Origin of the sequence: Maritimibacter sp. (assembly GCF_016774595.1) — a bacterium.
GTDB classification, from domain to species: Bacteria; Pseudomonadota; Alphaproteobacteria; order Rhodobacterales; family Rhodobacteraceae; genus Maritimibacter; species Maritimibacter alkaliphilus.
The window spans coordinates 238,498-256,874 of the sequence record NZ_JACBWT010000002.1 but is presented as its reverse complement, the minus strand read 5'-3'; the positions used below and the strand labels follow the sequence as shown (position 1 = coordinate 256,874).

Below are 18,377 nucleotides of genomic sequence, written 5' to 3'. Positions count from 1 at the left end.
TCACGCTCGGTGGTCACCCTTGCCCGATCCGCGATGCTGCCGCTAGGTGAAGGCGACGAAGTGGAGGACATCGTATGGCCATCGAACATCTCAAACGCAGCAAACCCGAAACCGAGCGGGCCGAGGACGACGCCAAAGTGCGCGCCACGGTCGAAGCGACGCTGAAGGATATCGAGACGCGGGGCGATGCCGCCGTGCGCGATCTGTCTGAAAAGTTCGACGGCTACACGCCCAAGGCATTCCGCCTCACCCCGTCCGAGATCGAGGCGGCGATGCAGAAGGTCACGACGCGCGAGATGGAGGACATCAAGTTCGCCCAGACCCAGATCCGCCGCTTTGCCGAGGCCCAGCGCGCGACGATGACCGATACCGAGGTCGAGACGATGCCGGGCGTGATCCTCGGCCACAAGAACATCCCGGTGCAGTCCGTGGGCTGCTACGTGCCCGGCGGCAAGTTCCCCATGGTCGCCTCGGCCCATATGTCGGTTCTGACGGCGTCGGTCGCGGGCGTCCCGCGCATCGTCGCGTCGGCCCCGCCCGTCAAGGGTGCCCCCCACCCCGCCATCGTCGCCGCGATGCAACTGGGCGGCGCCCATGAAATTCTCGTTCTCGGCGGCATTCAGGCCGTGGGCGCAATGGCCATCGGGACGGAAAGCATCGACCCGGTGCATATGCTCGTCGGTCCCGGCAATGCCTTTGTCGCCGAAGCGAAGCGGCAGCTTTTCGGGCGCGTGGGCATCGACCTCTTCGCCGGTCCGACCGAGACGATGGTGATCGCAGACGACACGGTGGATGCCGAGATGTGCGCGACCGACCTTCTGGGTCAGGCCGAGCACGGCTACAACTCCCCCGCCTGCCTCATCACCAATTCCCGCAGGCTGGCCGAGGCGACTCTGGCCGAGATCGACCGCTTGCTTGAAATCCTGCCCACCGCCGAGACGGCAAGCGTAAGCTGGCGCGACTACGGCGACGTGATCCTCTGCGACACCTACGACGAGATGCTCTCGGTCGCGAACGACATGGCCTATGAGCATGTGCAGGTGATGACCGACCGCGACGACTGGTTCCTCGACAATATGGTCAGCTACGGCGCGCTGTTCCTCGGCCCCCGCACCAACGTCGCGAACGGCGACAAGGTGATCGGCACGAACCACACGCTGCCGACGAAAAAGGCCGGGCGCTATACGGGTGGCCTCTGGGTCGGCAAGTTCCTGAAAACGCACAGCTATCAGAAGGTCACGACGGACGAGGCGGCCACGCTGGTCGGCGAATACGGCTCGCGCCTGTGTATGCTCGAAGGGTTCGTGGGCCACGCCGAACAGTGCAACGTCCGCGTGCGCCGCTACGGCGGGATCAACGTGCCTTATGGCGAGGCCGCGCCCTACCGCGGGGCCGCGGAATGAGCGCGCCGGACTTCTCGCTTTCGGGCAAGCGCGCCTTGGTGACGGGCGCGGGCCGGGGGATCGGCCGCGCGATTGCCGAGGCCTACGCCGCCGCCGGGGCCGAGGTCACGCTCTGCGCCCGGACGGGCGCGGAGGTCGAGGCCGTGGCCAAGGCGCTCACCGATCAGGGGTTCACGGCGGACGCGATGGTCGCGGACGTGACCGACATCGCGGGCTTCGCCACCCTCATCGCCCAGCGCCCCGCCTTCGACGTCTTCGTGAACAACGCAGGCACCAATCGGCCCAAGCCCTTGTCCGAGGTGAGCGAGGACGACTACGACGCGGTCATCGACCTGAACGTCAAAGCCGCGATCTTCGCGGCGCAGGCGGTGTCGGCCAAGATGGTCGAGAACGGGACCAAGGGCTCGATCATAAATATGTCCTCGCAGATGGGTCACGTGGGCGCGGCCAATCGCACGCTCTATTGCGCATCGAAATGGGCCATCGAAGGCTTCACCAAGGCGCTGGCCGTCGAACTGGGGCCGAACGGCATCCGCGTGAATACGATCTGCCCGACTTTCATCGAAACCCCGATGACGAAACCGTTCTTCGAGGATCAGGCTTTCCTCGACAGCGTATTGGCCAAGATCAAGCTGGGGCGCATCGGGCAAGTGGGCGACATCACAGGCGCCGCCGTGTTCCTCGCCTCGGACGCCTCCGGCCTGATGACCGGAAGCGCGATGATGCTGGACGGAGGGTGGACGGCTGACTAAGCCGCCCGCTCAGGCTTCGACTTCGACGGCCCCAATGGGGTGCGAGCAACAGGCGAGCACATAGCCCGCCTCGATGTCGTCGTCCGAAATTCCGCCGTTGTGAACCATGTGGACCTGACCCGAGGTCTTCTTGATCTTGCACGTGCCGCAGACGCCGAAGGTGCAGCCCGAGGGGATCACGATGCCCGAATTGCGCGCGACCTGTAGGATCGTGTCGGTCTCGGTGCAGTCCGCCGTCGTGTCCGACCGCGCGAAGGTGACGCGCGCTTCGGCCGCATCGTCGAGCACCAGATCGTCCGGGTCAGGAAGCTGCTCTTCCGTTTTGACCGGGGCGACGAAGGTTTCCTGCGCATATCGGTCCATGTCGTAGCCGAGACCGATGAGCATTTCGCGCACCGCATCCATGAACGGTTCGGGACCACAGCAATAGACCTCGCGGTCCATGTAGTCGCCCGCGATCAGGCCGATCATCAACTGGTTCAGACGCCCCCGAAACCCGGTCCAGACGTGGTAAGGGTCGTCCTCTTCCACAAGGAAATAGAGCTTCAGCTCCGGCACGCGGGCCGCCATCATCTCCAACCGCTGACGCGCGATGATCTCGCTCGGTCGTTTGGCGCAGTGCAGGAACACGATGTCGGTGCCAGCGCCCCTGTCATAGAGATAGGTGGTCATCGACAGGGACGGCGTGATGCCGGAGCCTGCCGAGATGAACAGGTATTTCTTCCGCTCGCGCGTCGGCAAGGTGAAGATGCCCGCAGGCCCCGTGGCCTTGATCTTCATTCCCGGACGCAGGTGGTCGAGCATCCAGCGCGTGCCGATGGAGTCCGCCTGCGCCTTGACCGTCACCGACAGGGTCAGCGGGCGTGAAGGCGACGAGCTGATCGTGTAGGTGCGCCAGACCGTGCCACCGGGCACCGGAAGCTCCAGCGTGACGAACTGCCCCGGCTCGTATTTGAACACGGCCCCCGACGGCGCGATGAAGCTGAATGACGCGGTGTTCGGCGCCTCGGGCACCACCGCGCAGCATTCCAGCAGTTCCTCGTCACGCCAGATCGCGGCGTCGGCGGAAGCGGTCAGGTCGGTCTGCAAGCCCATCTCTTACTCCGCCGCGAGGACAGCGGGACCGGTGATCGCGCGGATGAGGGTGCTGGCATACCAATCGACGAACTGGATGTTGCCGCTTTCCTGCACCGGCGAATACGGCCCCGGCTCATAGGCGGGCGAAAGAATGCCGCGCTGGTTGTTCTCGACCACCTCGCGGTCTTCCTCGTTGGTGTGTTCCCACACTTCGGTCAAGCGTTTGACGTCGTAATCCTGCCCCTCGACCGCGTCCTTGTGGACAAGCCACGTGGTCTGCACCTCGGTCCGCATGGGGCCGATGGGGGTCACGCGGAAGGTGATGGCGTGATCGCCGAGAAAGTGGTTCCAGGTCGTCGGGTAGTGGAATTTGAGCAGCGTGCCGGGCGTGTCGTCCGTGACCCGGCCCAGCTTTTTGGCCACGGCCCATTTCGTGTCCATCGTGTAACTCTGCGCGCCGCCCAGCAGCGGCATACGCGCGAGGCGGTATTGGCCAGTATCGGACAGGTGGAAGCGCGACGGCACGCCTGAGGCCTCGAGCCTCTGGAAATGGCTTTCGACCGATGGCGGGAACGTCCCGTCCTCGGAAATCCCTGCGACCGCCGGATCTTCGGGAAAGGTGCGGCACAGCGACGGGTGGTTGCCCGAGCAGTGATAGCACTCCCGGTTGTTTTCCCACACGAGTTTCCAGTTGCCCTCTTCGATGATCGTCGACTGGTGCGCGATTTTCGCGTTGGTCAGATCGTGGGGGGCGAGATAGGGCTCGGCCACGGCGGCGAAGGTGTCGAAATCCGGCGCGCGGTCGGCAAGGCAGATGTAGACCAGCCCCGAAAGAACGCGACAATGCACCTGCTTCAGCCCGAACTTCGAAGCGTCGAAATCCGGCCCCATGTCGCGCGCCCACAGGAGTTTGCCGTCCAGCTCGTAGGTCCACTGATGGTAAGGGCAGACAAGCTTGGGGTTGGTGCCCTTCTTGGTCTTGCACAGGACCGATCCACGGTGGCGGCAGGAGTTGTGGAACGCGCGGATTTCACCGTCGTTGCCGCGCACGATGACGACCGAATAGGCACCCACCTCGTACACCACGTAACTCCCGGCCTTCGGCACTTCGACGGCGGGCACGGCGTAAAGCCATTCGCGATACCAGATGTTCTCAAGATCGACGGCATAGGTGCCCGCGTCGCAATACAGATCCTGTGACAGCGAATAGCCCGGCTTGCGGCGCATGAGTTGCGAAAGAACGTCCGAGTCGCGCAACATGTGACTACTCCGATGTGGTCCGCGGGTGATGCATCCACCCGGCGGGGTGAGGTTTCCGATTTGCAGAAAGCTCGCGAGTCAGTCGGCCCGGCGCGCGCCATTCCTGCGATTCCAAAACACGATTTTGCGCCGCTCGAACGGGCGGAATCCGACACGCGAAAATCCGTCCGCGACCTGCGCGGAAATTGGCGGCTTGCCGCCGTCCGTTCCGGCATCGAAGCGCTCCGATCCGCGCCCAATCCCTGTGCGTCCCGCGAACATCCCCCGCCGCCTACAGGGCCCGCGCGAGGCGCAGCGCGTCGTAGATCGCCGCATGTGTGTTGCGCGCGGCCACGGCATCGCCGATGCGGAAAAGCCGATAGGTGCCATCGGGATTCGTGGCGACCGTTTGCGGCGCATTGGCGATGAGGGCTTCGTAATCGACTTCGCCCAGATTGGAGGAACCGGGGCGCAGGTCGAAATAGAGATCGTCCAAGGGCCGGGTGCCGTGGTTCACCACCACCTGATCCACCCGACGCTCGCGTTGGACACCGCCGTAATCGCTGCCGATGTCCGCGATAAGTTCATTGCCGTCCCGCCGCACCGCATCCAGCCGCCATGTCACGGTAAAGGTCACGTCGCGCGCTTGAAGCTCGCGCAGCGCGGGGGTGAGCGACATCGCCATGACCTCGGGCACGATGTTGCGGTCGCGCGTCATCACCTCGACCTTCGCCCCGGTCGCCGCGATCTTTTCGGCGGCCTGCAACGCGGGGTAGTCACCCGCGTCGTCATAGATCAGAACGTTCGTGCCGGGGCGCACGTCGCCCGACAGAATGTCCCATGTCGAGGCGACGAGGTCGTCGCCTTCGCGCAGCACCTCGACATGCGGCAGACCCCCGGTGGCGACGATCACCACGTCCGGCGCATGGGCGGCGACCGTCTCCGCATCCGCGAAACTGTTGAAATGAAAGGTGACGCCGAGCCGTTCACACTCCGCAACGCGCCACTGGATGAGCTGCATCATTTCGGCGCGCCGTGGGGTCTGCGCGGTCAGCCGCACCTGACCGCCGGGATCGTTCGCGGCCTCGTGCACGATCACCTCATGGCCCCTGAGCGCGGCGACCCGTGCCGCCTCCAGCCCCGCAGGTCCAGCACCCACGATGACCACCCGGCGGGATGTCTCGGCCAGCGTGATCTCATGCGGCTGCTCGATCTCACGCCCCGTCGAGGGGTTGTGCAGACAGAGCGCCATGCCCCCCTGATAGATCCGGTCGAGGCAGTAGTTCGCCCCGACGCAGGGTCGGATGCGATCCTCCTCCCCCCGCATGATCTTGGCCACGATATGCGGATCGGCCATATGCGCGCGGGTCATCCCGACCATGTCGAGCTTGCCGGAGGCGATCGCATGGCGTGCAGTCGCGACATCCTGAATCTTGGCGGCGTGAAAGGTCGGGAACTGCGTCGCCGCGCGAATGTCGCCCGCGAAATCCAGATGCGGGGCCGAGCGCATCCCCTGCACCGGGATCACGTCGGTCAGGCCCGCGTCGGTGTCGATATGCCCTTTCACCACGTTCAGGAAATCGACCATGCCGCTGTCTTTGAGCCGCTTGGAAATCTCCAGCCCGTCCTCGCGCGTCAGGCCGCCCGGCAGATTCTCGTCCCCGGTGTAGCGCACGCCGACGATGAACTCGGACCCGACCCGGTCGCGGATCGCTTTCAGCGTGTCGAAGGTGAAGCGCAGGCGCCCGTCCAGATCGCCACCATAGGGGCCGTCGAGCGTGTTGGTCAGCGGCGACCAGAACTGATCCATCAGGTGCCCGTAGGCCTGCAACTCGATCCCGTCGAGCCCCGCCGCCTGCATTCGTTCGGCGGCATCGGCGTAATCCGTGATGATCCGGGCCACGTCCCAGTCCTCGGCCTTTTTCGGAAACGCCTTGTGCGACGGCTCGCGCTCATGGCTGGGCGACACGACCGGGAGCCAGTCGGCCTTGTCCCACCGCGTCCGGCGGCCAAGGTGGGTCAACTGGATCATCACCGCGCAGCCATGCTCGTGGCACTCGTCCGTCAGAGCCTTCATCCAGCCCACGACCTCGTCCTTCCACGCCAGAATGTTGTTGAACACCGGCGGACTGTCGCGGGAGACGCTTGCAGACCCCGCCGTCATCGTCAGCGCCACCCCCGCCCGCGCCCGTTCCACGTGATAGGCGCGATACCGGTCCTTGGGCATCCCGTCCTCGGGATAGGCCGGCTCGTGACTCGTAATCATCAGCCGGTTCTTCAGCGTCAGATGTTTGAGTTGATAGGGCTGGAGAAGCGGGTCGTTGGACATGGAAACCTCCGTGGCTCGGCAAGCGATTCCACAAAATGTTCACTTATGTCAAGTTTAGAGACATGTTTGTCTATTTTCCTTGCCCGGCACCGCCCACGCGCATAGGATCGCCGCCATGACCGACGCACGGGACATCACGGAAACCGGCTGGCGCGGATCGCGTGAGGGGTGGCTCGACGCGGCCAAGTCCGCCTTGATCGAAAGCGGCATCGGCGCGGTGAAGATCCAGCCCCTCGCCGAACGGATCGGCCTGTCGCGCACCAGCTTCTACTGGTTCTTCAAGGATCGCGCCGCCGTGCTGGACGCCCTTCTGGAAGACTGGGAGGCGACCAACACCGGCGCGCTCGTCTCGGCCTGTGACGCCTATGCCGAAACCGTGCAGGAGGCGGTTCTGAACCTGATCGCGGTATTTCTGGACGGCGGCGGCTTCGAGGCGCGGTTCGACTTCGCGATCCGCGGCTGGGCGCACCAGTCCGACGCCGTCCGGGCCCGCGTCGCACAGGCCGACGAAACCCGCCTCGCCGCGATCCGCGCCCTTTTCGCCCGCTACGGCTATGACGGGGACGAAGCCGACGTGCGCGCGCGCACCATCTACCTCGTTCAGATCGGCTATATCTCGATGCAGGTGGAAGAAGACCTCGAAACCCGCCTCGCGCGCTTTCCGCACTACGTGCAGACCTACACCGGACAGCCACCGACCGCGAACGAAATGGCGCGCTTCACGGCACGGTTCAGGTGAACCTCGGATCGATCCGGCAAGGAAGGAAAGTGGCGCGCTGGGGAGGATTCGAACCCCCGACCCCTTGATTCGTAGTCAAGTACTCTATCCAACTGAGCTACCAGCGCGCGGGGTAGCGGCGATGTAACGGCACAGGCGGGGCATTGCAAGGGGCAATCCGCGAATTACTGCGCCGCTTCCTCACGCGCCACCGGATCGGCCAGCGTTTCCAGCCCGCGGGGAAGATGGATCGCAAAGACGGTGCCGTCCGGCCCGGTCCGCTCAAGCTCAAGCCGCCCGCCATGGCCGCGCACCAGTTCGGCGGAAATCGCCAGCCCCAGCCCGGTGCCGCCCTTGCGCCCGCCTGCCGCGAAGGGCTGGAACAGAAGCTCCTGCGCCTTGGGGGGCAGGCCCGGCCCGGTGTCCTCGACCCGGATCGTCCATTCGTCGGCGGTCTCGTAGCCCGACACCATGATCTCGCCACCGCTCGCGCCTTGAAGCGCCTGACGGGCGTTGCGCACGAGGTTGCGCAGGATGCGATAAAGCTGTTCGGGATCGGCACGGACCGACAGGTTCGCAGGCACGTCTTCGGAATAGGAAATGTCGTCTTCACCGGCGGCAAGGCGTTCGCTGTCGACCACGTCGCCGACCACTTCCGACAGATTGAACCGGGTCAGGCGCGGCGCGGGCTCTTCGGCCTTGCCGAAGGCGAGCGTGGATTCGCACAGGTTCACCGCGCGGCTGATCGACCCCATCAGCTTGGGCACGGCGCGCTGCACGCCGGGGTCTTCGCTCATCTCGACACGGTCCGCGAAGAGCTGGGCCGTGGTCAGGATATTGCGCAGGTCATGGCTGATCCGGGCGACCGCACCGCCCAGCTGGGCCAGCCGTTCCTTTTGTTTGAGCGCACTCGAAAGCTGTTCCTGCAAATCGTGGAGGGCCTCTTCCGCCTCGCGCAATTCCCGCACCCGCGACGCGGGCGCGATGATCTGCCGGGCGTCCTCAGGCGCCTTCGCATAGCCCATCATGTTCTGCACGACCTTCTTGATCGGGCGCACCATCAGGGTGCGGACGGACAGGAACAAAAGCACGGCCGTGGCGATCGAGATGATTGCCGACAGGGCAAGGATACGGCGGCCATATTCCAGCATAGCGTCGCGCAGGGGCGCGCTTTCCATCGTGACCTCGATCACCAGCCCGCCTTCGCGCACCGGGTCGCCGATCACCCGGATCACCTCGTTCTCGCTGTCGAAAAGGCGCACGACGGCATCGCGCATCAGCATGGCGAAACTCTCTTCGCGCAGGTCGAAACTGGCGGCGACCGGGCCCGGCACGGGCGACGACAGCATCAGTTCCCGCGCCTCGTCGCGACGCAGCACGACGTTGAACACCTCGGCGTTCAGCAGAAGTTCCCGCTCCAGCTCCGCGTCGATCATGTCGTCGGCCAGCAGGACGAGCGACGCGATCTGTGCGCGTTCGAGCCGGGATTGCAGGTAATCTTCGCGAAAACTGGCGATGGAGGGGACAAAGATCAACACTTCCGCCAGCATGACGAATGCGGCGGTCAGGATCAGGAACCTGCCGGAGAGCGAGTTCAAAAACATCTCGTCCCTACCTGCGTGTCTACGGCACGAGCCTTTGAAGGACCCGAACCACACGTTTTAGTGTTTCATTCTCAAATAGTTTTGGCGAGTAGAAGTTCCCAGAGGCGCGCTTGGAAATTTCTGACAGCGTGGGATAGGGCAGGACCATGCCGGATATGGCCGAGAGCGACAGGCCCTGAGAAATGGCGAGCGACCAGGGCGCGATCAGTTCGCCGGCGTTCTTGCCGACGAGCGTCACCCCCACAGGCTTTGATTTCACGACCATGACCTTGATGAAGCCCTTGGTCTCCCCCGTCGCGATGGCACGGTCGTTGCCTGCGAAGTCGGCGCGCACGACGGTCAGCTTGTCGGCATGCGCCTTGCGCGCGGCCTCTTCGGTCAGCCCGACCTGCGCCAGTTCCGGGTCGGTATAGGTGCACCACGGGATGTGGTCGGTCCGCGCCTTGGCCGGGAGCCGCAGAACGGTGGGCCGGATCACCACCCCGCCGTGATAGCCCGCGACATGGGTGAATTGCAGACCGCCGGTGATGTCGCCCACGGCGAAGATGCGGCGGTTCGTGGTGCGCAGGCGGTCGTCCACCTTGATCCCGCGGTCCGTGGTTTCGACCCCGGCCTTGTCCAGCCCCATGTCGTCCGTATTCGCCTTGCGCCCGACGGCGACGAGGATGTGAGAGCCGGTGAAGACCCGCCCGAATTCGGTCACCACTTCGATCCGGCCCTCGGTGTCGCGCACGCGCACGGCCTGCGCCCCCTCGACGATCTCGATGCCCTCGTCGCGCAAAGTGTCCAGCACCAGCCCGGCGGCTTCGGGGTCGTCCTTGCCAAGTGCCTTCTGCGCCTCGAGAACGGTCACCTCACAGCCCAGCCGCCGATGCGCCAGCGCCATTTCGCAGCCGATGGGGCCGCCGCCGATCACCAAGAGGTGTTTCGGCTTTTCGGCCAGATCGAAGATCGTTTCGTTCGTGTAGTGCGGCACCTCGTCCAGCCCCGGAACCTCCGGCACGAAGGGGCGGGATCCGGTGGCGATGACGAAGCGTCTCGCACGGATCGTCGTGTCGCCCGCCCGCACCTCACGCGGGCCGGTGAACCGCGCATGGTCCCGGATCACGGTGCAACCGAGACCTTCGAACCGCTCCTGACTGTCGTGCGGCGCAATGGTCGCGATGGCGGATTTGACATGCGCGTGGGCCGCGTCCCAATCCAGTCCCTTGGCGCCGGCGGACAGAAGCGCCTTCGACGGCACGCAGCCGGTATTGAGGCAATCGCCCCCCATTTCGCCCTTTTCGATCAGCACCACCTTCGCCCCCATCTGGGCGGCGCCCGAGGCGACCGACAGCCCGCCGGACCCGGCCCCGATGACGCAGATGTCGGTCTTGATGACGGTCATGCGATGGGATCCTTCCGAAAGACGCGCAGGATAAGGGGGAGCAGGGCCAGAGCGCACAAGCCGATGATCGGCCCGAGGATATAGGGTTTGAAGATGATGCCGAGGTCGGGCGTGCCGCCTGCCTCGAACACTTCGCCCAGACCGGAGCCGACCGAGGTATAGATCAACGCGCCCGGAATGATCCCGACCACGGTCGTCACCGCAAAGACCCATGTACGCACGTTCACGAGGGCGGGCAGCACGTTGGCCACGAAGAACGGCACCACCGGGATCAGGCGCATGAGGAACAGGACCGACCACTGGCTATTGTCGATAGCGGCCTTGAGCCTTGCGATCCGGCCCGGCGACGCCTCCATCCGGGCCGCCAATCGCTCCCCCAGTCCCAGCTTGGCGGCAGAGAAGATGATGAGCGCCCCCATGGACGCGGCGGCGACGTTGTAGAAGACGCCGGGAAAGAGACCGAAGAGGAAACCGCCCGTGAGCGTGGCGATGGTCGCGCCGGGCAGAGAAAAGCCCACGATGGCGGTGTAGGCCGCGATGAACACCAGCACGGCAAGCAGGTAGTTGTCGTCGCGAAACGCGATCAGATCGGCGCGGTTTTCGGCCAGCGCGTCATAAGTCAGGCGGTCGCGGAACAGGACGAAACCGACCAGCGCCACGATGGCGATTATCGTGATCGGGATCAGGCGTTTGATCCGTTCGGCGTTCAAGGCATCCTCCTTGCTCAAGTGATCGCACCATGACGATGAAGCGTTGGTCCCGCCACCCCCCTCACGCCGCATTGATCCGCGTCGCGAAAATGTTTCAAAAGGACCGACGCGGGGTTTGACTTGGCCCCGAACCGCCCCTATAGACCGGGCTTCAACGAATTCCGCCCCGATTCCATCGGGATCAGTGGGCATGAGACGAAGATGGACCTTTCGGGGTCCAGAACCTGACGGAGACGGGCGATGAAACGCACCTACCAACCTTCGAACCTGGTTCGCAAGCGCCGCCACGGTTTCCGTGCGCGCATGGCGACCAAGGCCGGCCGCAAGATCCTGAACGCGCGTCGCGCCAAGGGCCGCAAGTCGCTGTCCGCGTAAGCGGGTCCGACATCTCGGCTGAAGACATGACACCGCCGGAGGCACCCGTGGACGGCCATGAGGCCGGGCACGAAGCGCCCCCGGCGGTTTCCGTTTGTCTGGAGACGCTGAAAAAGCGCCCGGATTTTCTGGCCTGTGCGCGCGCCCGCAAGGCGCCCGCGCCTGCCTTCCTGTTGCAGGGCCGCGACCGGCGCGACGACGATGCGGTCGTGCGCGTCGGCTACACGGCATCCAAGAAGGTCGGCAACGCGGTCGCCCGCAACCGGGCCAAACGCCGCTTGCGTGAGATCGCCCGCGCCGTCATCGCCGACGAAGGGCGCGCAGGCTGGGATTACGTGCTCGTCGCACGCCCCGGCAGCACGGTCCAACGGGATTTCGCAGCGATGACAACCGATCTCCGTGCGGCGCTCGCCCGCGTCCACGGTCAGTAGAGACCAAGCCCCAACAGCGCCATGATGAGGATCAGCAGGGTCATGCCGCTTGCGGTCACCCATGCCGTGCGCCGCGCGATGCCGCCCGCGACCGTGGGATAGGTGGACGGATCGTCGAAAGACCGGCGCAGACGCGCCCGCCCGGCCCCGTCGAAACCCGATACCGCCACCACGATCACGAAGGCCGCGATGACCCACAGGCCATAGGGCGATCCAAGCGCCCCGAGGCTGGGAATGCCGCCGCCCGACCACGCGCGAAGCGGCCCTGTGACGAGGACGAGCACACCGCTGACCCCCATCACGAGGCCGGAGGCCGGGCCGATCCGGTCGAACAGGGCCGAGGCCTCGGTCGCCGGGCTGCGCGCCATGGCGGGCAACAGGATCAGTGCGAAAAACAGGTTGCCGCCGGCCCATGTGGTCGCCGCCAGCAGATGCAGGATGTGGATGATCTCGTTCATGGTGCGTCCCCCTGCCCCCGGATCATGCTGAACCGGACTGTGCGGCGCAAGTTTTTCCGACCGCGATGCTGCAATGCGGCAACACTGGCGGACCAGTCGCTTGCACCCCGTTGGCGTCTTGTGGATTTCAAGGAAATCTGGAAAGTGCGACCTGCGGCCCCCTTTGGGTCACTCGATGACGAAACCAGTTTTCTTGTGAAGGACATTCCATGAAAATCGCCATGATCGGCACCGGATACGTCGGCCTCGTGTCCGGCGTGTGCTTCTCGGACTTCGGGCACGAAGTCATCTGCGTCGACAAGGACCCGCGCAAGATCGAGATGCTGGAGCGTGGCGAGGTTCCGATTTACGAACCGGGGCTGGATCGTCTGATGAACAAGAACGTCGAAGCCGGGCGGCTGTCCTTCACGCTCGACCTCGAACGTGCCATCGACGGGGCCGAAGCGGTGTTCATCGCGGTCGGCACACCCACGCGGCGCGGCGACGGTCACGCCGATCTCACCTATGTCATGGCCGCCGCCGAAGAGATCGCGAAGGCCGCCAAGGATTACATCGTCATCGTCACCAAATCGACCGTCCCGGTCGGCACCAACGCCAAGGTGCGTGACGTGGTGGCGGCGGCGAACCCCGATCTCGATTTCGATGTGGCGTCGAACCCCGAGTTTCTGCGTGAAGGCGCGGCGATCGACGATTTCATGAAGCCCGACCGCGTGGTCGTGGGGGTCGAAACCGACCGCGCCGCCAAGGTGATGGAGGAGATCTATCGCCCGCTCTACCTGCGCGACTTCCCCATCGTGACGACCGACCTCGAGTCGGCCGAAATGATCAAATACGCCGCCAATGCCTTTCTCGCGACCAAGATCACCTTCATCAACGAGATCGCGGCGCTGTGCGAAAAGGTGGGCGCGGACGTGAAAGCCGTGTCCAAGGGCATGGGTATGGACGGGCGCATCGGCAACAAGTTCCTCCACGCGGGCCCCGGCTACGGCGGATCGTGCTTCCCGAAAGACACCAAGGCGCTGGCCCGGATCGGGCAGGAACATGCCGCGCCCATCTCCATCGTGGAAACCGTCATCAAGGTGAACGAGGATGTGAAGCGGCGGATGATCGACAAGCTGGTCGACCTCTGCGGCGGCTCGTTCAACGGCAAGACCGTCGCGGTGCTGGGCGTGACGTTCAAACCCAACACCGACGACATGCGCGATGCCCCGTCGCTGACAATCGTGCCATCGCTCGTCGGGGGCGGCGCCAAGGTGCGGGTCTGTGATCCGCAGGGCAAGCGCGAGGGCGAGCATCTGCTGCCCAGCGTCGAATGGCAGGATGACCCCTATGCCGCGGCCAAGGACGCCGACCTCATCGTTATCCTGACCGAATGGAACGAATTCCGCGCCCTTGACCTCGACAAGATCGCGTCCGGCATGAAATCGGCGAAGATGGCGGACCTGCGCAATATCTACAGCGCCGACGCCGCTGCCGAAGCGGGGTTCGTGGCTTATGACAGCATCGGGCGCGTGGGTCTGATCCGCGCTTGAGCGTCAGACGCCGTAATAGTCGCGATACCAGTCGACGAAGGCGCGCACACCGTCGCGCACGTCGGTCTGCGGTCGGTAGCCGGTGAGCCTCTCGAGCAGACCCGCATCCGCCCATGTCGCAGGCACATCGCCGGGTTGGATGTCCATGAAGTTGCGCCGGGTCTTCATGCCCAGCGCGTCCTCGATGGCATCCACGAAATCCAGAAGCCGCACGGTCTGAGAATTCCCGATGTTCACCACGCGGTAGGGCGCGACGGGTGACAGGCTGTCCCCCTCCGGCACCTCGCCGTTCTCGGGCCGCACCGGCACCGCGTCGAACATCAGAAGACGGATCGCGCGCACGAGGTCTTCGACATAGGTGAAGTCGCGGAACATCTCGCCGTGGTTGTAGACGTCGATCGCCTCACCGCCGAGGGTCGCGCGCACGAACTTGAACAGCGCCATGTCGGGGCGGCCCCACGGGCCATAGACGGTGAAGAACCGGAACATGGTCGTCGGCAGGTCGTAGAGGTGCGCATAGGAATGCCCCATCGCCTCGGTCGCCTTCTTGGTCGCCGCGTAGATCGTCATCGGCGTGTCGGCCTTGTCCGTTTCCTTGAACGGCATCTCGGTATTCGCGCCGTAGACCGACGAGGTGGAGGCCATCATCAGGTGCCGCACCTCGTGACGCCGCGCGGCTTCCATAATGTTGAAGGTGCCGACGACGTTCGCATCGACATAGGCGCGCGGGTTCTCGAGGCTGTAGCGCACCCCCGCCTGCCCCGCGAGGTGGACGATGATCTCGGGCACGAAACCGTCGATGGCGGTGTCGACGGCGGCCAGATCCTCCAGCATCGCTTCGGTCGCGGCGAACCGCTCGCTCTGCGACAGCATCGCGTGGCGGCGCTGCTTCAACGTGACGTCGTAGTAGTCGGTCATGCCGTCGAAACCGTGGACGGTGTGGCCTTCGTCCAGCAGCAGGCGGGCGAGGTGGTAACCGATGAACCCAGCCGTGCCGGTGATGAAAATTCGTGCCATGAACCGCCTCTTGCGCTGTCCTTCCGTCCTACCTGCATTCCTCCGAAGTGCAAGCGTCCCGCGGCGCTTTGACGACTCGCGGATGGCGCCCGGCCACCCTATATCCCTCGCATGACGCCGCTCGCCCATATCGTCGCGCTTCCCGTGCGCTTCTACCGTCTTGTGTTCTCGCCATGGGTCGGCCATTCGTGCCGCTATCAGCCGACCTGCTCGGCCTATGCGCTCGAGGCGCTCGAGAAACACGGCGCCTTCAAGGGCGGTTGGTTGACTATCCGGCGCATCGGGCGCTGCCATCCGCTTGGCGGCATGGGATTTGACCCGGTGCCGGACCCCGGCGATAAGAGGAAAAAGCCGTAGCCGGAGGGCCGATGCCCCGCCAATTCCTCTTCCCGCTGACGACGGGCCGCTCGGGAACCGTATTCCTGACCGAGCTTCTGCGCCTGAACTGGACCGGGGCCGAGGTGCATCACGAACGGCTGGCGTATGAGACGTTGGGGGTCGACAGCCCGGACGCGTCGCACCTCACGAATTTCAACTCCGTCGGCAACGTGGAGCATGTGCGCGCCTTCTGGCTTCAGAAACTCGCGCGGGTCATGGACAGCCCGGCAGACCGATATGCCGAGGTGTCGCATTTCCTGTTCAAGGCCGGACTGGTCGAAAACATCGCCCCGCTGACCGAGGTCGGGGAGGTGCATCTGGTCATCCTCACCCGCGATGCGTTCAAGATCCAATGGAGCTACGTGAACCGCTTCGAGTTCGCCAATTTCGGCTTCACATGGCTCTTCGCGCTCGACCCCCGTTATCCCAACACCATCGTCAAGGCCGAGCCGTTCATGCAGCACGGGCCGGCGGGCACGTCGCTGTGGTATGTGCACGAGGTGTTCGCCCGCGCCGAGTATTACGCGCGGCTGACCGCCACGAACCCCCGCATTCACATCCACCGCGCTGACCTGTCCGAGATCACCAGACCCGAAGGCGCGGCACGGCTGCTTTCCGAGCTCGGTCAGCCGATGACACCGGACGCGGTGCGGATGCCGCCACGGCAGAACGCGACCAAGGCCGTCATGTTCGACGAGAAGATGGAGAATTTCTGTCGCCGCCTCGCCAAGGGCACGCCGCTCAGGTCGGCCGAAATCGCCGAAGCCTACTGGAACACGGGCAAGCGGCTGGGCGACGGTATGCGGGCCGGGTGACAGGGGCCGCCCCGCCCCCTCCCAATTAATAATGGACAGGATAACCTGACCTTCGTTACGAATGCGTCAGGCACCGGTCGGGAGCGATGGTGCCGCAGGGGGCACATCGCAGCATGACATCCAAAGCGGGAAACACCGCTACGCGCGGTCGGGATATCGAAACGATTCTTCAGGGCTATATCCTGTCGCCCTACTGCTTCGGAACCGCGCTGGTCCTCGCCCTGTTCATCACGATCTTCGCGCCCGGCGGGCTGTTCGCGCATCAGCCGTTGTGGTTTCGCGCCGGAGTTCATCTGTTCGACACCGTCGTGTTTCTGGCCCACAGCTATTTCGTCCTGCCCCGCGTGTTTCGCGAGGCGTTCGACCGGGGCTGGCCGATCCTTCCGGTCCACATCGCGATCTACATTCCACTCGCCCTCGTCCTCGCGGTTGTCTTCGCGCTTGTCGAAGGTCACGGGCTGACGGGGGCCGAGATCGTCTGGCACGTCGCCATCGTCGTCGCCTGGGTCGTCCTTTCCGCCGTCATCGGCCTGTTCATCTTCTGGGTTTATTTCCTGCCTCATGCGGGTATCGACGTGAAGCCGGAGCAGATCTGGTCCTATCGCCCGCCCACGTCCTGCCGGCTTCAGGATCACCTGTCGCCCGCCGTGAGGGGCCGGGTACTGAGGATGCTTGCCGAAAACCAATACGTGCGCGTTTTCACCGAGCGGGGTGAAGAGCTGATCCGCCTGCCCTTGTCCGAAGCCGTGGGACTGGTCCCCGACGAGGCCGGGATCAGGGTGCACCGCTCGCACTGGATCGCGACCGACCGCATGGCAGGCGTGAAATTCGAAAGCGGCAACCCGAAGTTGTTGACGGTGGATGGATCACAACTCCCGGTAAGTCGCTCTCGCGTGGGCGACGTGCGTTCGGCGCTTTCGCATCGTGAAATGTGAAACCCGGCCGGTTCGCGAACCCCTGGGCGTCAACCGCTCCAAATCCAGCGTCATCCGCACCATCGCGCACACAGGCACCTGATTTATCAGTACAAATCACGCCGTGGCGCAGGTGGTTCGTATTTCGAACCGTTCATGCAGGCAGCACCGATTGAGCACGCGTCATAGACCGGCGACCCGCTTGGGCCGTCGGGTGTATTGAAGGCCGGGCCGTGCAGAGTGTTTCGCGCGGAGGGGCACTTTTCCAACGGCGCGGCGGGCGGGCGCATTCTCGCTCGCAACCGTCGCGCCACTTCCCTTGCCAGACGCCCCGCCCCACGGTAATCCGCGCTCATGCTCGACGAGACCGATGACATCCACCCGCTGTTTCGCGGCGCCCCTTCGACCACGGAGTTCAAGAAGCTCCGCAAACGCATCCTGCGCAACGTGCGGGAGGCGGTGGAGCACTATGGCATGGTCGAGCGGGACGAGACCGGGCAGGCGAAACCGGGGCAGAAATGGCTCGTCTGCCTGTCGGGCGGCAAGGACAGCTACACGATGCTGGCCGCGCTTTACGAGATGAAGTGGCGCGGGCTTCTGCCCGTCGAAATCCTCGCCTGCAATCTCGACCAGGGCCAGCCGGGGTTTCCGGCCACCGTGCTGCCGGAGTTTCTGGAAGACCGCCAAGTGCCGCACCGGATCGAGTACGAGGACACCTATTCCATCGTGATGGACAAGGTGCCCGAGGGCCGGACGTTCTGCGCGCTCTGTTCCCGTCTGCGCCGGGGCAACCTCTATCGCATCGCGCGTGAGGAAGGGTGCAATGCGGTCGTGCTTGGCCATCACCGCGACGACATCCTCGAAACCTTCTTCATGAACCTGTTTCATGGCGGACGCCTTGCGACCATGCCGCCGAAACTGGTCAACGAAGAAGGCGACCTGTTCGTGTTTCGCCCCCTTGCCCATGTGGCCGAGGCAGATTGCGAAAAGTTTTCCCGCGATATGGGTTACCCGATCATCCCCTGCGATCTGTGCGGTTCGCAGGACGGATTGCAGCGACAGCAGGTGAAACAGATTCTCGACGGCTGGGAAAAGAACTCGCCCGGTCGGCGTCAGGTCATGTTCCGTGCCCTGATGAACGCCCGTCCTTCGCACTTGCTCGACCCGAAACTCTTCGATTTCGCGGGGCTGACGCGCGGCCAAACGGAAGACACCTGAAGGCCCAAGCTGTTAACCGC

General features: G+C 64.6%; 18 protein-coding genes and 1 tRNA gene. 10 read left to right on the top strand and 9 right to left on the bottom strand.

Translation table 11 applies throughout. The features are described from left to right. The first annotated feature begins 74 nt into the window (after positions 1 to 74). Positions 75 to 1,403 (top strand): histidinol dehydrogenase, encoded by a 1,329-nt coding sequence (hisD, locus tag HOY44_RS12425; protein WP_287434916.1) that lies wholly within the window; start codon positions 75 to 77, stop codon positions 1,401 to 1,403. Continuing rightward, positions 1,400 to 2,155, top strand: a complete 756-nt coding sequence (locus HOY44_RS12420) for an SDR family NAD(P)-dependent oxidoreductase (protein ID WP_287434915.1) — start codon at positions 1,400 to 1,402, stop codon at positions 2,153 to 2,155. Before hisD ends, HOY44_RS12420 begins: the two co-directional genes overlap by 4 nt. A gap of 9 nt (positions 2,156 to 2,164) precedes the next feature. On the opposite strand, the gene HOY44_RS12415 is transcribed toward HOY44_RS12420, so the two are convergent. The 3 genes from HOY44_RS12415 to HOY44_RS12405 all read right to left on the bottom strand — a co-directional run bounded on the left by HOY44_RS12415 (position 2,165) and on the right by HOY44_RS12405 (position 6,800). Then, entirely contained in the window at positions 2,165 to 3,250 is a 1,086-nt protein-coding gene (locus tag HOY44_RS12415) for an FAD-binding oxidoreductase (protein WP_138424489.1), read from the bottom strand. 3 nt (positions 3,251 to 3,253) lie between these two features. Beyond that, on the bottom strand, positions 3,254 to 4,492 hold the full coding sequence (locus HOY44_RS12410) for an aromatic ring-hydroxylating oxygenase subunit alpha (protein ID WP_287434914.1): 1,239 nt from the start codon (positions 4,490 to 4,492) through the stop codon (positions 3,254 to 3,256). Positions 4,493 to 4,763: 271 nt separating this feature from the next. Beyond that, positions 4,764 to 6,800 (bottom strand): oxidoreductase, encoded by a 2,037-nt coding sequence (locus HOY44_RS12405; RefSeq protein WP_287434913.1) that lies wholly within the window; start codon positions 6,798 to 6,800, stop codon positions 4,764 to 4,766. A 115-nt stretch (positions 6,801 to 6,915) separates the two neighbouring features. Here HOY44_RS12405 and HOY44_RS12400 point away from each other — a divergent pair, with 115 nt between their 5' ends. Beyond that, entirely contained in the window at positions 6,916 to 7,539 is a 624-nt protein-coding gene (locus HOY44_RS12400; protein WP_287434912.1) for a TetR/AcrR family transcriptional regulator, read from the top strand. A 30-nt stretch (positions 7,540 to 7,569) separates the two neighbouring features. Here the strand turns inward: HOY44_RS12400 and HOY44_RS12395 are convergent. From HOY44_RS12395 to HOY44_RS12380, 4 genes are all read right to left on the bottom strand, one after another. Continuing rightward, positions 7,570 to 7,646, bottom strand: a tRNA-Arg gene (locus HOY44_RS12395). A gap of 57 nt (positions 7,647 to 7,703) precedes the next feature. Then, a complete protein-coding gene (locus HOY44_RS12390) occupies positions 7,704 to 9,122 on the bottom strand; it encodes a sensor histidine kinase (protein WP_008331424.1) in 1,419 nt (472 codons plus the stop codon). A gap of 19 nt (positions 9,123 to 9,141) precedes the next feature. After that, positions 9,142 to 10,509 carry a dihydrolipoyl dehydrogenase family protein gene (locus HOY44_RS12385; protein ID WP_287434911.1) on the bottom strand — a complete coding sequence of 456 codons (1,368 nt, stop codon included), beginning with the start codon at positions 10,507 to 10,509 and terminating at the stop codon, positions 9,142 to 9,144. After that, positions 10,506 to 11,291: a TVP38/TMEM64 family protein gene (locus HOY44_RS12380; RefSeq protein ID WP_287434910.1), complete on the bottom strand. Its 786-nt coding sequence runs from the start codon at positions 11,289 to 11,291 to the stop codon at positions 10,506 to 10,508. Before HOY44_RS12380 ends, HOY44_RS12385 begins: the two co-directional genes overlap by 4 nt. Positions 11,292 to 11,459: 168 nt before the next feature. Between HOY44_RS12380 and rpmH the strand changes: the two genes are divergently transcribed. Beyond that, entirely contained in the window at positions 11,460 to 11,594 is a 135-nt protein-coding gene (gene rpmH, locus HOY44_RS12375) for a 50S ribosomal protein L34 (RefSeq protein ID WP_008331438.1), read from the top strand. A gap of 26 nt (positions 11,595 to 11,620) precedes the next feature. Further along, a complete protein-coding gene (gene rnpA, locus HOY44_RS12370) occupies positions 11,621 to 12,025 on the top strand; it encodes a ribonuclease P protein component (RefSeq protein WP_287434909.1) in 405 nt (134 codons plus the stop codon). On the opposite strand, the gene HOY44_RS12365 is transcribed toward rnpA, so the two are convergent. Then, on the bottom strand, positions 12,019 to 12,483 hold the full coding sequence (locus HOY44_RS12365; RefSeq protein WP_287434908.1) for a hypothetical protein: 465 nt from the start codon (positions 12,481 to 12,483) through the stop codon (positions 12,019 to 12,021). The two genes, rnpA and HOY44_RS12365, sit on opposite strands and share 7 nt — an antisense overlap. Before the next feature lie 209 nt (positions 12,484 to 12,692). Here HOY44_RS12365 and HOY44_RS12360 point away from each other — a divergent pair, with 209 nt between their 5' ends. Continuing rightward, positions 12,693 to 14,015, top strand: coding sequence for a UDP-glucose dehydrogenase family protein (locus tag HOY44_RS12360; protein WP_138424481.1), 1,323 nt, complete (start codon positions 12,693 to 12,695; stop codon positions 14,013 to 14,015). Between the two features lie 3 nt (positions 14,016 to 14,018). Here the strand turns inward: HOY44_RS12360 and HOY44_RS12355 are convergent, their stop codons facing one another. Beyond that, a complete protein-coding gene (locus HOY44_RS12355) occupies positions 14,019 to 15,032 on the bottom strand; it encodes an NAD-dependent epimerase/dehydratase family protein (protein WP_287434907.1) in 1,014 nt (337 codons plus the stop codon). Positions 15,033 to 15,143: 111 nt separating this feature from the next. Between HOY44_RS12355 and yidD the strand changes: the two genes are divergently transcribed. From yidD to ttcA, 4 genes are all read left to right on the top strand, one after another. Next, entirely contained in the window at positions 15,144 to 15,389 is a 246-nt protein-coding gene (gene yidD / locus HOY44_RS12350) for a membrane protein insertion efficiency factor YidD (RefSeq protein WP_008331447.1), read from the top strand. 11 nt (positions 15,390 to 15,400) lie between these two features. Further along, the gene (locus HOY44_RS12345; protein WP_138424479.1) at positions 15,401 to 16,225 is read left to right on the top strand and encodes a hypothetical protein; all 825 of its coding nucleotides are present in this window, start codon (positions 15,401 to 15,403) and stop codon (positions 16,223 to 16,225) included. A 113-nt stretch (positions 16,226 to 16,338) separates the two neighbouring features. Beyond that, positions 16,339 to 17,160, top strand: a complete 822-nt coding sequence (locus tag HOY44_RS12340; RefSeq protein WP_287434906.1) for a LytTR family DNA-binding domain-containing protein — start codon at positions 16,339 to 16,341, stop codon at positions 17,158 to 17,160. A gap of 333 nt (positions 17,161 to 17,493) precedes the next feature. Beyond that, positions 17,494 to 18,357, top strand: coding sequence for a tRNA 2-thiocytidine(32) synthetase TtcA (gene ttcA / locus HOY44_RS12335; RefSeq protein ID WP_287434905.1), 864 nt, complete (start codon positions 17,494 to 17,496; stop codon positions 18,355 to 18,357). Positions 18,358 to 18,377 lie beyond the last annotated feature (20 nt).